This window comes from Streptomyces griseorubiginosus (genome assembly GCF_001514195.1).
GTDB classification, from domain to species: domain Bacteria; phylum Actinomycetota; class Actinomycetes; order Streptomycetales; family Streptomycetaceae; genus Streptomyces; species Streptomyces griseorubiginosus.
Genome location: NZ_KQ948734.1, coordinates 1,254,874 through 1,269,275, shown reverse-complemented (window position 1 = coordinate 1,269,275; position 14,402 = coordinate 1,254,874). Strand labels below are relative to the sequence as shown.

The 14,402-nt window shown below is 72.4% G+C and carries 11 protein-coding genes; 3 read left to right on the top strand and 8 right to left on the bottom strand.

Annotation, left to right across the window (positions count from 1 at the left end; all coding sequences use genetic code 11):
- Positions 1-106 precede the first annotated feature (106 nt).
- Positions 107-1,390, top strand: coding sequence for a glycosyltransferase 87 family protein (locus AQJ54_RS05660; protein WP_062234457.1), 1,284 nt, complete (start codon positions 107-109; stop codon positions 1,388-1,390).
- Positions 1,391-1,641: 251 nt separating this feature from the next.
- Entirely contained in the window at positions 1,642-2,424 is a 783-nt protein-coding gene (locus tag AQJ54_RS05655; RefSeq protein ID WP_062234456.1) for a serine protease, read from the top strand.
- Positions 2,425-2,723: 299 nt separating this feature from the next.
- On the opposite strand, the gene AQJ54_RS05650 is transcribed toward AQJ54_RS05655, so the two are convergent.
- Both AQJ54_RS05650 and AQJ54_RS05645 read right to left on the bottom strand, forming a co-directional pair.
- Positions 2,724-4,121, bottom strand: a complete 1,398-nt coding sequence (locus AQJ54_RS05650; protein WP_062234454.1) for a hypothetical protein — start codon at positions 4,119-4,121, stop codon at positions 2,724-2,726.
- 106 nt (positions 4,122-4,227) lie between these two features.
- Positions 4,228-7,242 (bottom strand): glycoside hydrolase family 3 protein, encoded by a 3,015-nt coding sequence (locus AQJ54_RS05645; RefSeq protein WP_062234452.1) that lies wholly within the window; start codon positions 7,240-7,242, stop codon positions 4,228-4,230.
- Between the two features lie 183 nt (positions 7,243-7,425).
- On the opposite strand from AQJ54_RS05645, the gene AQJ54_RS05640 reads away from it, so the two are divergent.
- Positions 7,426-7,926 (top strand): hypothetical protein, encoded by a 501-nt coding sequence (locus AQJ54_RS05640; protein WP_062234450.1) that lies wholly within the window; start codon positions 7,426-7,428, stop codon positions 7,924-7,926.
- A gap of 7 nt (positions 7,927-7,933) precedes the next feature.
- Here the strand turns inward: AQJ54_RS05640 and cimA are convergent, their stop codons facing one another.
- The 6 genes from cimA to ureA form a co-directional block, all read right to left on the bottom strand.
- Complete coding sequence (gene cimA, locus AQJ54_RS05635) at positions 7,934-9,538, bottom strand: citramalate synthase (RefSeq protein WP_062234448.1); 1,605 nt, start codon at positions 9,536-9,538, stop codon at positions 7,934-7,936.
- 505 nt (positions 9,539-10,043) lie between these two features.
- Positions 10,044-10,646 carry a TetR/AcrR family transcriptional regulator gene (locus tag AQJ54_RS05630; protein ID WP_062234445.1) on the bottom strand — a complete coding sequence of 201 codons (603 nt, stop codon included), beginning with the start codon at positions 10,644-10,646 and terminating at the stop codon, positions 10,044-10,046.
- Positions 10,643-10,792, bottom strand: coding sequence for a hypothetical protein (locus AQJ54_RS45565; protein WP_159055502.1), 150 nt, complete (start codon positions 10,790-10,792; stop codon positions 10,643-10,645). The genes AQJ54_RS05630 and AQJ54_RS45565 overlap by 4 nt, the downstream gene beginning before the upstream one ends.
- Positions 10,793-10,801: 9 nt before the next feature.
- Positions 10,802-11,827, bottom strand: a complete 1,026-nt coding sequence (locus AQJ54_RS05625; RefSeq protein WP_062234443.1) for an agmatine deiminase family protein — start codon at positions 11,825-11,827, stop codon at positions 10,802-10,804.
- Between the two features lie 16 nt (positions 11,828-11,843).
- Positions 11,844-13,556 carry an urease subunit alpha gene (locus AQJ54_RS05620; RefSeq protein ID WP_062234439.1) on the bottom strand — a complete coding sequence of 571 codons (1,713 nt, stop codon included), beginning with the start codon at positions 13,554-13,556 and terminating at the stop codon, positions 11,844-11,846.
- 91 nt (positions 13,557-13,647) lie between these two features.
- On the bottom strand, positions 13,648-14,343 hold the full coding sequence (ureA, locus tag AQJ54_RS05615) for an urease subunit gamma (RefSeq protein WP_062234436.1): 696 nt from the start codon (positions 14,341-14,343) through the stop codon (positions 13,648-13,650).
- Positions 14,344-14,402: the final 59 nt, after the last annotated feature.

Genomic DNA, 14,402 nt, shown 5'->3' with positions numbered 1-14,402 from the left:
GGGCTGCTGAACAACGCGCCGCCCGCTGGACTCATGGTCACGGGCCTTGTTCCGGAGGCCGTACCGCAGCGTGCGGTCCCCGCGCTCAGACGCCATGAGAGACGACATGACCCTCATCGACAGGGCGGCGACGCCGGCCCCGCACACGGCCCGAGGTGTCCTCACGGGGGTGGGACACCTCGGGCAGACCACCCCGCCCGCACCACCGGCCGGACGGCTCGCCTTCCTCGCCCGCCGGATGTGGACGTACTGGCTCGGGTGCGCGGGCTTCGCGCTGATCCTGGCGACGACGACGGGGCTCGGCCCGCACCGGGTCTGGGGCGCCTGCGCGGCGGTCGGATACGGCACGGCTGCGGTGTTCGCCGTACGGAACTCGCCCCGCCGCGCCGCTTGGGCCGCGCTCGTGGGAGCGGTCCTGGTGCCGCTGACGGTGCTCGTCGTCTCGGGCGAGGCCCAGTCGGAGGTCGGCGTCGTCGAGCGGTCGGCGGCGCTGCTGCTGCACTCCGGCAGCCCCTACCTTCCGCATCCCGTCCACACGGTGGACTACGACCCGTACCTGCCCGGCATGGCGCTCTTCGGCGTTCCTCGGGCGCTCTTCGGGAACGGCCCGCTCACCGATGCCCGGGTCTGGTTCTGCCTCACCTTCCTGGCCTGCATGGGCGTCGCCGCGGGCTTCGGCCGTAGGCAACGCCGGTCGGACGGGGTGCTGTCGCTGGCCGCGTTCCCGGCGGTGGCCCTGCCGCTGGCCGTGGGCGGGGTGGATCTGCCGGTGGTCGCGCTGATGTGCCTGGGTCTGGCGCTGGCGGGCCGGGGCGGTTCGGGCACGGCGGCCGGCGTGGCCATGGGGGCGGCGGCAGCGCTGAAGTGGACGGCATGGCCGTTGCTGCCGGTGGGTCTGGTGCTGCTCGCGGTCACGGCGGGGCGCCGCCCGGCGCTGCGGGCGGGTCTGGCCGCGCTGTCGGTCGCTGCCACGGCGGTCGTGCCCGTCGCCCTCGCCGACCCGCACGCCTTCGTCGAGCACGTGGTGCTCTTCCCGCTCGGTGAGGGCGGCGTCCGCTCCCCGGCGACCAGCCCGCTGCCGGGCCGTCTGCTGGCCGAGTACGTCCCGGACGGTGCCGTGCTCGCGACGGCCGGGCTCGTCGTCGCCGCCGTGGGGGTGGCGGTGTCGCTGCTGATACGACCGCCCCGGACCGTCCGCGCGGCGGCGGACCGGCTGGCGGTGGGCCTGGGCCTCGCCATCTGCCTGATCCCGGCGACCCGCTTCGGCTACCTTGTCCTGCCGTTGGTCCTCGCGGGCTGGTTCCGGTACCCGACCGAAAAGGGTGGGGCCTCCTCCGCCGAGGCGGTCGGTCTGCCCGCGTGTCCGGTCGGCGGCGACACGGGCCCCTGACGCTCCGTCATCGCCGCTGCGGTGGCGCTCCGGGCGGTGGCGGTCGTACGGCTCACGAGGCGGGGGCGTACGACGTCACCGCTCCCCGCCGGCCAGGTGCTTGGCTGAATCGCGCCCCTTGTGCGGGAGTTCACGGGATTCTCATAATCCATCAGCAGATTTGACCGGCCCATGTCAGAACTTGGGCGTCTCTTTGCCGCCCAGATTTGGCATGTGCTCGCCAAAGCCACCCCCACCTGGAAGGCAGCACTGTGAAGAAACTCGTCTCGGCCCTCAAGAGATGTCTGGCGGTCGGAGCCGCCGCGCTCGCGATCGCCAGTCTCCAGCCCCTCTCCTCCGCCCAGGCCGCCCCCGCCCCCGTCGTCGGCGGCACCCGTGCCGCGCAGGGCGAGTTCCCGTTCATGGTCCGGCTCTCCATGGGCTGCGGCGGGGCGCTGTACACCCAGCAGATCGTGCTGACCGCCGCGCACTGCGTGAACGGCACCGGCGCCAACACCGGCATCACCGCGACCGCCGGCGTCGTGGACCTCCAGTCCACCAGCGGCCGGGTCCAGGTCAGGTCGACCTACGTCTACCGGGCCCCCGGCTACAACGGCGACGGCAAGGACTGGGCGCTCATCAAGCTCGCCCAGCCCATCAACCTGCCGACGCTGCCCATCGCCACGACCACGCAGTACAACACCGGCACCTTCACCGTCGCCGGATGGGGCGCGGCCACGCAGGGCGGTGCCCAGCAGCGGTATCTGCTCAAGGCGACCGTGCCGTTCGTCAGCGACGCCACCTGCAAGTCGTACAGCGGGTACAGCGGGCTCATCGCGAACGAGGAGATCTGCGCGGGGTATGCGACCGGCGGGGTGGACACGTGCCAGGGGGACTCCGGTGGGCCGATGTTCCGGCGGGACGCGAACAACGCGTGGGTCCAGGTCGGGATCGTGAGCTGGGGCATCGGCTGCGCCAGGCCGAACGCGCCCGGGGTCTACACCGAGGTGTCCACGTTCGCCTCGGCGATCGCGTCCGCGGCGGCGACGCTGTGAGGTGACGGGTTTCTTTGCGCGGGTCCGGTGCGGTGTGCCGGGCCCGTGCTTTTTCGCCCCCGCCGCCCCTACCCGTCCCATCTCCAGGGGGCGCGGCCCCCTTCGACCCCCGATTCGGGGGCGCTGCCCCCGGACCCCCGCTCCTCAAACGCCGGAGGGGCTGAATTGCCCGACCGGCTCCCGAGGGGCTGAACGGGACCAACCGGCTCGGCGGGACTGAACGGGACCGGCCGGCCCGGAGGGGCTGAACGGGACCAACCGGCTTGGAGGGGCTGGATGGGACCGACCGGCTGGGCGCCTCAGAAGCCGCCGCCTCCGAAGTCCCCGCCCCCTCCGCCGAAATCGCCGCCCCCGCCGAAGTCTCCGCCGCCCCCGAAGTCCCCGAAGTCGCCCGCGGCGAAGTCCGAGCCCGAGAGGTCGCCGCCCTCGTAGCCGGTGCCGAAGTCGCCGTAGCCGGAGCCGTAGTCGGCCGCGTAGGCGGGGGTGGCCATCATGGAGCCGAGGACCGTGCCGACGAGCAGGCCGGGGAGGATGCCGCCGCCGAAGTAGCCGCCCGCCCAGGGGCCGTAGGCCGGGCCCGCGTCCCAGTAGGGGCGACGGCCCTGGTCGGTGTCGACCTCGCGCATCACCGGGTCCCGGCCGTCGGACAGCCGGGTGGCGTCGGCCGCGCACACCGGCACCTCGCGCGCGGCACCGCCCGGCGGCGTCCACGTGGCGTCGGTGACGGACGGGCCGTGGCGCGGGTCGAAGAAGCAGGGCACCCGGCGTTCGGGCAGCGGCCGGCCCTCGCGGCGGGCGGCGAGCTGGGCCAGCGAGAAGCGGCCGTCCTCCAGGGCCTGGGTCACCCCGCGCACGTCCTCGGGCCGGGTGGCCGCCGCCATGAGCGACTTCGCCTGGTCGTAGGCGTCCAGCGCCCGCTCGTAGTCGGCACGCATCACGTCGTCGGCGCCCGCCTCGGCCGGATGGAAGTCCAGCCGGTCCAGTTCCTCGCCGAACGCGGTGATGTCCTCGTCCACCACCACCCGCAGCTTCTCCAGCGCGGCCCGCTGCTCCTCGGCGTGCCGGCGTCGGTTGCGGCGCACCAGCGTGTACGCGCCCGCGCCGCCCGCCACCAGGACGGCGCCGACGGTGATCAACGCGGTGCCGGACACCCCTCCGCCGTCCTGACGCGGGGACCGCCAGGTCGAGGGGGCCGAGCCGCCCATGTTGGTGACCGCGGCGGAGGTGAAGTCGGTGAGCTGGGTGCGGGTGTCCTCGCCCTGGACGGTGGTCACCAGGTTGCGCACGGCCGTGTGCGGCAGGACGGCGGAGTCGGCCCGGGCGTCGAAGGCGTCGCCGAGGCGGACCGCGTACAGGCCGGTGATGCCGGTCGCCGTGCGCAGCTTGGAGAACAGGTCCTTCTTCGGGTAGTCGGCGGGCAGCACCGCGATGAACAGCGGTCGGTCCGCCTTGGCGATCCGGTCCGCGAGGGCGTCCGCGTCCTTGGCCGACAGCTGGGCCGCGGCGGCCGGATCGACGTAGACGGGATTCCTCCGGAGGGCCTGCCCGATCTCCGAGGCGCTAGTGACGGAGTCGGCCGAGGCCGGCGGGGTGCCCGTCGACAGCACGGCCAGAGCCGCCACCACCAGGGCGAGCAACAGCTCCGGGAGGCTTCGGGTCCGTACGGTCCGTGTCACGGCCTGTGCGCTGGCCTTCATATCTCGACGCTACCCGAAGCCTCCCGGATGAGACCTCTGCGAAGGGCCCCGCCCGAAACCGCGGGGCCCTCCCGTGAGATCCCTTCGAGATCCCTGCGAGCTCCCCTCAGGCCGCCCGGTACGCCTGGGTCAGCTTCGCCACCGCCTCCCCGTAGCGTCCGGTCAGCAGCAGGTGGTCGGCGTCCGCGAAGGGAGCGGCCACGGCGGCCGTCATCCGCCCGGCCGCCCGCTGCTGGACGATCAGCCGGGCCTCGGCGACGAGCGCGCGGCCCGTCCCGTCGGCGCCCGCCCGCTCGGCCCTGCTCGCCGCGGCCCCGAGCGCCTTCAGGGTGCTCTGCCCGCCCTTGGGGACCTTGGTGAGGGTGGTCAGGCCCCAGCCGTACGGGAACTGCGGGTCGTACGCCGGGTCGCCGACGTTGATCGGCAGCTGGGCCTGTGACCGGGGCCAGGTGACGGGCAGCCGGCCGGTGAAGGGCCGCTTGCCGTACAGGACGTCCGCGACGCCGTCGCCCTCGGTGCCCGGCAGCCAGGAGGCGACCAGGGCGTCGATGTCGCCGAGCCGGTCGCCGACGATCTGCGGCCGCCCGGAGACGATCAGCACCGCGCACTTCATCGCCGCGCACACCTTGTCGACGGCTGCCTGGTCGGCGGCGGACAGCGCCAGGTCGTGGCCGTTGCCCACGTCCCCGACGCCCTCGGCGTACGGGGTCTCGCCGACGACGACCACGCCGACGTCGTAGCCGCTCAGCGGTGCGGAGGCGTCCTTCGAGTACGTCAGCGCGGTGGAGTTCTTCCGCATGGCCTCCAGGATCGTCGTCCCGGGGGTGATGGCGCCGGACGAGCCCTGCCAGGTGACGGTCCAGCCGCCGGACTGGTTGCCGATGTCGTCGGCGTTGGACCCGGCGACGTACACCTTCTGGGATTTCCGCAGCGGCAGCACGTCGCCCGCGTTCTTGAGCAGCACCTGCGACGCGGCGGCCGCCTCGCGTGCCACGGCGCGGTGACCGGCGGAACCGATCTTCGAGGCGCCGCTGGTGTCGGCGTACGGCTTCTCGAAGAGGCCCAGCCTGAACTTCTGGGTGAGGATGCGGGAGACGGCGTCGTCGATCCGCTGTTCGCTGACGCGCCCGGCCCGCACCTCCGCCATGAGCGCGGAGTGGAAGTCCTTGTACGCGTAGGGCGCCATGATCATGTCGACGCCGGCGTTGACGGAGGTCCGGACGTCGGAGGCGTAGTCGCCGGGGATCTGGTCGATGCCGTTCCAGTCGCTGATGACGAAGCCGTCGAAGCCCAGCTTCTGCTTCAGCACCCCGTCGATCATGTCGGCGCGGGCGTGCATCTTGACCGGGCCGAGGCCGTCGCCGACGACGTCGAGGGAGGAGTAGGACGGCATGACCGTGCCGACGCCCCGCTGCACGGCCTCCTCGAAGGGTGCGAGATGGACGGCTTCGAGCTGCTGCCGGGTGACCGTGGTGACGCCCTGGTCGATGGTGTACGTCCCCGTCGTGGACGAGCCGTAGGCGGTGCCGCCGTCGCCGACGAAGTGCTTGGCGGTGGCGAGGACCTTGTCGTCGCGGTCGAGGTCGTTGCCGTTCCTCGCCCCTTGGAGGCCCTGGATGATCGTCTCCATGGACTCGACGAGGGCCGGGTCCTCGCCGAAGGACTCGTAGGAGCGGCCCCACCGTTCGTCGCGGGTGACGCAGAGGCAGGGTGCGAAGTCCCACGGGACGCCGGTGGCGCGGACCTCGGCTGCGGTCACGGCCCCTGTGCGCTGGACGAGTTGGGGATTCCGGGTCGCGCCGAGTCCGATGTTGTGGGGCATCACGGTGGCGCCGACCAGGTTGTTGTGACCGTGGACGGCGTCGACGCCGTAGATCAGCGGGATCTGGAACCGCGTGGCCCGCGACCGGAGTTGGAAGGAGTCGATCATCTTCGCCCAGGCCTCGGGGGTGTTGGGCGTGGGGGTCGAACCGCCGCCGGAGAGCAGCGAACCGAGGTCGTAGGCGGTGACGTCGGCCCCGCCTCCGACGGCTCCGCGCTCGGCCTGGGTCATCTGCCCGGCCTTCTCCGCGAGGCTCATCCGGGAGAGCAGGTCGGCGACCCGTCTCTGCACAGGGAGCTTGCTGTTCAGGTACGGCAGTCCGTGCGCGTCGATGACGATCTGCGGGGTCTCGGCGGGCGGCTTGGCGCCGGTGACGGTGAGCTTGAGGGGGATGGTCTCGGCGGACTCGGCGCCCTTGTCCTTGAGGGTCGGGACCTGGACGGTCCTGGTCGCGCCGGAGGCCGTACCCGCCGGGAAGGTGAGGGTGCCGGAGGCGGGGGTGTAGTCCTTGCCGGGGGTGGCGGTGCCGCCGGACGTCTCGTAGGCGACCGTCACGGGGTCGCCGAGCGGGGCGGAGCCGGTGGTGGCGACGGTGACCTTGATCTTCGCGGTCCCGCCCTCCCGGACCGGGTGGACGACGGAGTCGGTGCTGACGCTCGCGCGCAGGGACTGGTCGGCCCGGCCGTACAACTCGACGCCGTCCATGGCGAATCGGCCGGGCGCTCCGACCGGGAGGGTGACGGCGTAGCCCCAGGTCTCGGTGAGTCCGAGGACCTGGTCGATGCCGCCGACGGGCTGGTAGTCGGTGCGGTAGGCGAAGTCGGTGAAGGGGAGCTCGATCTGCTTCCAGCCGGTGAAGTCGTCGGTGAAGGAGGTGGTCCACAGCTCGGCGGCCTCGCCGTTGGCGCCGCCGTCCTTGAGCTCGAAGGCGACCTTCTTGCCGTTGTTCTGTCCCTCCCACCAGAAGCGGACGCCCTTGCGGGCGGACCAGTCGTGGGCGGGCTCGGCGAAGGCGAAGTCGTGGGTGAAGCCGCCGTAGCCGCTGATGTCGTAGGTGCCGGCGAGGACCTTGTCGCCCTCGGGGGCGTCGCCGCGTGTGCTCAGCTGGAGGGCCGGCGGGTCGTCGCTGTCGCCGCCCCAGGTGAAGATGCCGCCCGCGGGCGGGCTCGCGAAGGGGACCTCGCCCTCGAAGCGGTCGACGGGGACCGGGGGCGGATCGTCGGCCGCCGCGCGGGCGACCGCCACGGGCAGCAGGGAGGTGAGCAGGGCGGCGGAGACGAGCAGGGCGGTTCTTCGCATGGACCTTCCCTCGGCTCTCAGTGGTGCACACAGGACTTACGTCACGGCGTGAGTGAACTGAGAGCACACAGATCCGTCAAGACACTCCGTCGGACATCGCGCTCGGGGCGAGTTGTACGACCGCAACCCGACCGGTGCACAACAGTGGTCGCACGCACGGTCGTTCGCCGGTGTGCTGGAGGGATGAGACGGGGCATCGTCGCGGTCGCCGGAGTGGTCGCCGCCGTAGGGCTGTTGAGCGGGTGCGGGGCGGAGGACCTGCCGTTGGTCGCGGTGCGGGTCGATGACGCGGGGGCGGCCGAGGTCGTGCTGCGGCCCTGCGGGGACGATCGGGTGCTGGGGCCTTCCCTGGAGGGCGTGCCCTCCGACCGCTTCGGTCAGGAGGACTCCGGCCCGAACGTGTCGGGTTGGAAGGCCCGGGGCAGCCGGCGTCCGGTGGACGCCGAGTTCCCGCTCTTCTCGCCGCCCGGCGCCTGGCATGTCCTCCCGGTCGGCGAGCAGCGGCTGTTGCCCGGCCACACCTATCAACTCGCCTTCGGCAAGGACGAGTACAACTACGAGTACACCGGCCTCGTGACCTTCACGGCCGCCGACCTCGCGCGCCTGACACCCGGTCAGGTCTGGGCCGACGGCCGGGCGATGAGCCTCGGCGAGTTCGAGAAGCTCGCCGAGGACTCCTGTTGAGCGGAGGCTACTCCGCGGGCTCCACCCCGGCCCGCAGCAGGCCGTACGTGTAGGCGTCCTCCAGGGCCTGCCAGGAGGCGGCGATCACGTTCTCCGCGACGCCCACCGTGGACCACTCGCCGGAGCCGTCCGACGTGGAGATCAGGACGCGGGTGGTGGACTGGGTGCCGTGCACGCCCTCCAGGATGCGGACCTTGTAGTCGACGAGGTCGAGCTTGGCGAGCTGCGGGTAGATCTTCTCCAGGGCCACGCGCAGGGCGCGGTCCAGGGCGTTCACCGGGCCGTTGCCCTCGGCCGTGGCGACGATCCGCTCGCCCTTGGCGAAGAGCTTCACGGTGGCCTCGTTGGCGTGGCTGCCGTCGGGGCGGTCCTCGACGATCGCCCGCCAGGACTCGACGGCGAAGTACTTCAGGGGCTTGCCCTGGACCTCGGCGCGCAGCAGGAGTTCGAAGGAGGCGTCCGCCGCCTCGTAGGTGTAGCCCTCGAGCTCGCGCTCCTTGACCCGCTCCACCACCCGGCCGACCAGTTCGCGGTCGCCGCCGAGGTCGACGCCGAGTTCCTTGCCCTTGAGCTCGATCGAGGCGCGGCCCGCCATGTCGGAGACCAGCATCCGCATGGTGTTGCCGACCTGCTCGGGGTCGATGTGCTGGTAGAGGTCCGGGTCGACCTTGATCGCGGAGGCGTGCAGGCCGGCCTTGTGGGCGAAGGCCGAGACGCCGACGTAGGGCTGGTGGGTGGAGGGGGTGAGGTTGACGACCTCGGCGATGGCGTGCGAGATCCGCGTCATCTCGCGGAGCCTGCCCTCGGGGAGGACCTTCTTGCCGTACTTCAGCTCCAGGGCGGCGACCACCGGGAACAGGTTGGCGTTGCCGACCCGCTCGCCGTAGCCGTTGGCCGTGCACTGGACGTGGGTCGCGCCCGCGTCCACGGCGGCGAGGGTGTTGGCGACCGCGCAGCCCGTGTCGTCCTGGGCGTGGATGCCGAGCCGGGCGCCGGTGTCGGCGAGGACGGTGGCGACGACCGCCTGGATCTGCGCGGGGAGCATGCCGCCGTTGGTGTCGCAGAGGATGACCACGGAGGCGCCGGCCTCCGAGGCGGCCCGTACGACGGCCTTCGCGTACTCGGGGTTGGCGCGGTAGCCGTCGAAGAAGTGCTCGCAGTCGACGAAGACCCGGCGGCCCTGCTCGCGCAGGTAGGACACCGTGTCGCGGACCATCTCCAGGTTCTCGTCCAGGGTCGTCCTGAGCGCCAGCTCGACATGCCGGTCGTGGGACTTGGCGACCAGGGTGATCACCTCGGCGCCCGAGTCCAGGAGGGCCTTGACCTGCGGGTCCTCGGAGGCCTTCGCCCCGGCCCGGCGGGTCGCACCGAAGGCGACCAGCTGGGCGTGCCTGAAGTCGATCTCCTGACGGGCCCGCGCGAAGAACTCGGTGTCCCGCGGGTTGGCGCCGGGCCAGCCGCCCTCGATGAAGCCCACGCCGAAGTCGTCCAGGTGCCGTGCGATGGCCAGCTTGTCCGCGACGGTGAGGTTGATGCCCTCCCGCTGGGCGCCGTCGCGCAGGGTGGTGTCGAAGACGTGGAACTGATCGTCGAGCTCGCTGGTTGCGGTCATGGTCTGAAGGCTCCTGAGAATCGGATCTCGGTCGTACCGGAATGACCGGCTCCACCGCCCCCACATACTCCCTCGCGCTCTCGCCTCCGGCTGCGGGTGGGCCAGAAAAAGCGAAAAACCCCTCGCGGGTGCGAGAGGTCTGCGCGCGGGTCGAGGACGACGGTGTCCACCCGTACCTGGTCGTACGTGGCGGTCACTGCGGACCGGCGCGCCTGCTGCCAATAATCATGGCGAACGAGAGCACGGGGGCAGTCTGGCACAGAACCGACCCCACGCTCACCCTCCGTCTCAGGATGCGAACAGTGCGCTGGTCATCCCGGGGTCGGCGGTGCCGGTTGCCGGGGTCGCGGGCGCAGGTGCGGGTGCGGGTCGGCGTCGGGGGCGGTGGCGGTGGCGGTGGCGGTGATGGGGGCGGTGGCGGTGGCGGTGGCGGTGGCGGTGGGCAGGGTCGCCGGGCGACGCCCTCGCAGGTGCCGAAACCGGTGCGGACGAACCGGGCGCGAGGTCACGCGTCCGCGAGGAGGCTCTCGTCCAGGAAATCCCGTACGTGGCCGAGAATCATCCCCCGGTCCGTGCCGCGCAGCCCGATCGCCACGTGAATGGAGAACCCGTCGAGCAGGGCCCGCAGCCGGGTCGCGAAGCGGTCCGGGTCCACGGCCCGGAACTCCGTCCGCGAGACCCCCTGCGCGATCAGGGCGACCAGGTCGCGGTGCCAGGCTCCCTCGATGGCGGCCTGCCGGTCACGCGCGTCGGCGTCGGCGTTCTGCGAGCGGTTCCAGACCTCCAGCCAGAGGGTCCAGTGCGGGTCGCGGTGGCCGTCGGGGACGTACAGGTCGACATACGCGTCGAGCCGTTCGCGGGCGGTCGCCGTGCGGGTGAGCAGGCGGGCACGCTCGACGCCGAGCCGCCCCTCGCTCCACTCCAGGGTCTGGAGCAGCAGCTCGTCCTTCGTGCGGAAGTAGTAGAGGAGGTGCCCACTGCTCATGCCGACCTCACGCCCGAGCGCGGCCATGGTGAGCTTCTCCAGCCCCCGTTCGGCGATCATCTCCATGGCGGCGGCGAGGATCCGCTCGCGCGGCGGGGCCGGGGTGCGGCGCGGGGTGCTCATACGGCGGTCACGCGCACGGCGTCGGGCAGGAAGTCCGTCTCGTACGGGCCGTAGGCGTCGGACTCCGGGCGCGGCGCCGACTCGGGCAGGAGTCGCGGAGGCTCGGTCAGGTGGCTTCCGCACGCGGCGCAGGTCAGCACGTTCACCTCTCTGTTCTACCGGACCTTCGTCCTCGGCTGCTGCTGGGTGATGCAGTGGATGCCGCCCCCGCCCGCGAACACGGTCCGGGCGTCGACCAGCGTGACCGTCCGCTCGGGGAACAGTCGCCGGAAGATCCCGGCCGCCTGCTCGTCGCGCGGGTCGTCGAAGCCGCAGAGCACGACGCCGCCGTTGCAGAGGTAGTGGTTGATGTAGGAGTAGTCGACCCAGTGGCCGTCGGCCTCCAGGACGGTCGGCGCGGGCACCTCGACGACCTCCAGGCGGCGGCCCCGGGCGTCGGTCGCCGACTTCAACAGGCCCACGATCTCCCTGGTCACCTCGTGGTCCGGGTGCGCCGGATCGGGCTGGTGGTGGGCCACGACCACGCCCGGGCGGGCGAAGGCGGCCACGATGTCGACGTGTCCCTGGGTGCCGTACCTGCCGTAGTCGCCGGCGAGGCCGCGCGGGAGCCAGATCGCCTTGGTGGTGCCGAGCTTGGCGTGGATCTCCGCCTCGACCTGCTCCCGGGTCCAGCCGGGGTTGCGGCCGGCACCGAGCTGGACGGTGTCGGTGAGCAGGACGGTGCCCTCGCCGTCGACGTGGATCGCGCCGCCCTCGTTGACCAGCGGGCTGCCGAGCACCGGTACCCCGGCGAGGTCCGCCACCTGACGGGCGATCTTCGCGTCGTGCTCCCAGCGGGCCCAGTCCTGGCCGCCCCAGCCGTTGAACACCCAGTCCACGGCGGCGAGTCGGCCCTTCTCGTCATGGACGAAGGTCGGGCCGATGTCCCGCATCCACGCGTCGTCCAGCTCGCGCTCCACCAACTCGACGTCCGGGCCGAGCAGTTCGCGGGCGGAGTCGCCGTGTCCCGGGCCGTGCACCATCGTCACCGGCTCGAAGCGGCGCACCGCGCGGGCGACGCAGGCCCAGGCGGCGCGGGCCCCGGCCAGCTCCTCGTCGTCGGTGAAGGTGGGGTTGGGGCCGGGCCAGGCCATCCAGGTGCGCTCGTGCGGGGCCCACTCGGGCGGCATGCGGTAGGTCATGACAGGTCCACGGGTCCTAGAGGAAGTACAGGCGGTTGAGGGAGACGGAGTCGGCCGGCTCGGAGTGCAGCGGCTCGCCGTCCAGCGTCACCAGGCCGGTGCGCTGGTCCACGTCCACCGCTCCGGTACGGGAGTTGAGGCGCAGGTCGGCCGGTCCGATGCCACGGGTGCCGCGGACGGCGACCCTTCTCCTGCGGGTCGGCATCAGGTCGTGGCCCTGGTCCAGGGCGGCCTGCGCGACGAAGGCGACGGAGATCTCGGCGGGGGTGGCGCCGTGCGCCCCGAACTGCGGTCCCAGCACCAGGGGTTCACAGGTGTCGGTGGCCGCGCCGGGGTCGCCGACCACGCCGTAGGCCGGGAAGCCGGACTTCAGGACCAGTTGCGGCTTGGCACCGAAGTACTCCGGCCGCCACAGCACGATGTCGGCGAGCTTGCCGACCTCGATCGAGCCGACCTCGTGCGAAAGGCCGTGCGCGATGGCCGGGTTGACGGTCAGCTTGGCGATGTAGCGCAGGACCCGCTCGTTGTCGTGGCCGTCGTCCGGGGCGCCGGACTCGGCCTTCATCTTCCCGGCCATGGCGAAGGTACGGCGGACCGTCTCCCCCGCGCGCCCCATGCCCTGCGCGTCCGACGAGGTGATGCCGATCGCGCCCAGGTCGTGCAGCACGTCCTCGGCGCCCATGGTCCCGGCGCGGATGCGGTCGCGGGCCAGGGCGGCGTCGCCGGGGAGGTCGGGCTTGAGGCCGTGGACGGAGACGATCATGCCGTAGTGCTCGGCGACGGCGTCCCGGCCGAAGGGCAGGGTCGGGTTGGTGGAGGAGCCGATGACGTTCGGGACGCCGGCCATCTTCAGCACGTTCGGCACATGGCCGCCGCCGCAGCCCTCGATGTGGAAGGCGTGGATGGTCCGGCCCTCCAGCACTCTCAGGGTGTCCTCGACGGACAGGCACTCGTTCAACCCGTCGCTGTGCAGGGCGACTTGGACGTCGTGCTCCTCGGCGACCCGCAGGGCGGTGTCCAGGGCGCGGGTGTGGGCGCCCATGTCCTCGTGCACCTTGAAGCCGGAGGCGCCGCCCTCGGCGAGGGCCTCGACCAGGGGGGCCGGGTCGGAGGACGAACCCCGGCCCAGGAAGCCGATGTTGACCGGCCAGGCGTCGAAGGCGCCGAAGGCGTGCTTGAGGGCCCAGGGCGAGTTGACCCCGACGCCCCACACGGGCCCGAACTCCTGCCCGATGATCGTGGTCACCCCGGACGCCAGCGAGGCCTCCATGATCCGCGGCGACAGCAGGTGGACATGGGTGTCGACGGCTCCGGCGGTGGCGATGAGCCCCTCACCGGACACGATGGACGTGCCGGTGCCGACGACCACGTCCACGCCGTCGAGGGTGTCGGGGTTGCCGGCCCGCCCGATCGCGCAGATCCGCCCTTCCCTGATCCCGATGGAGACCTTGCGGATGCCCAGCACGGCGTCGATCACGACGACGTTGCTGACCACGACGTCACAGGTCTCCCGTACGGCGGCGGCCTTGAGGTGCAGCCCGTCCCGCGCGGTCTTGCCGAACCCGGCGAGGAACTCGTCGCCGTACCGCTGCGAGTCCTCCTCGACCCGGATCACCAGCCCGGAGTCCCCGAGGCGCACCCGGTCTCCGGCACGTGGGCCGTGGGTGGCGGCGTACTCGCGGGGCGTGAGCCGCCTGGCTTCGGCGGGATGCCCACCGGGACGGCTCATCGGACGACCTCCTCGGAGCGGGCAGCCAGGTCGGGGAGTTCACCGTCAGCTGGAAGCGGCGGCGGGGACGGGTGTACGACGGCGGCGCCGTTCATCGCGGGACCTCCTCGTCACGCACGCCCAGGTATCCGCAGGCCGCAGCCCTCCGCAGGGCCTCTTCCCGCGCTCCCGGCGCGTCCAGCGGGCCGTCCACGAGGCCCGCGAAGCCGATGGCGACGCGCTCGCCGCCGATGGGCAGCAGGCCGACCCGCACGCTCTCGCCCGGCCCGAAGCGCACGGAGGACCCGGCGGGGACGGCGAGCCGCATCCCGTAGGCCGCGGCCCGGGGGAAGTCGAGCCGCGGGTTGGCCTCGAAGAAGTGGAAGTGGGAGGTGACGGAGACGGGCACGCTGGCCGTGTTGGTGACGGTCAGCCGTACGACCGCCTCCGGTTCGGCGTGCGCCGGACCCGGCAGCAGCGCGCCCGGGGCCGCGTCGCCCAGGCCCCCGCGGATCGGATCGCTCACGACCGCGAGCCGTGAGCCGTCCTCGAAGACCGCCTCGACATGCACCTCGGTGACGACGTCGGCGACGCCGGGCAGCACGTCGTCCGGCCCGAGCACCGACCGCGCCCGCTCGACGGCCTCGGCCAGCCGCACCCCGTCCCGGGCGGCCTCGCACACGGTGTCCGCGATGAGCGCGGTCGCCTCCGGGACGTTCAGCCGCAGTCCACGGGACCGGCGCGCCCTGGCCAGCTCGGCGGCCCCGAACAGCAGCAGCCGGTCGCGCTCGGTGGGAGTCAGCCGCATGTCGTCCCCTTCACTTAGAACGCTGCTCTAACTTTTAGAGCGCCACTCTAACCGACAGG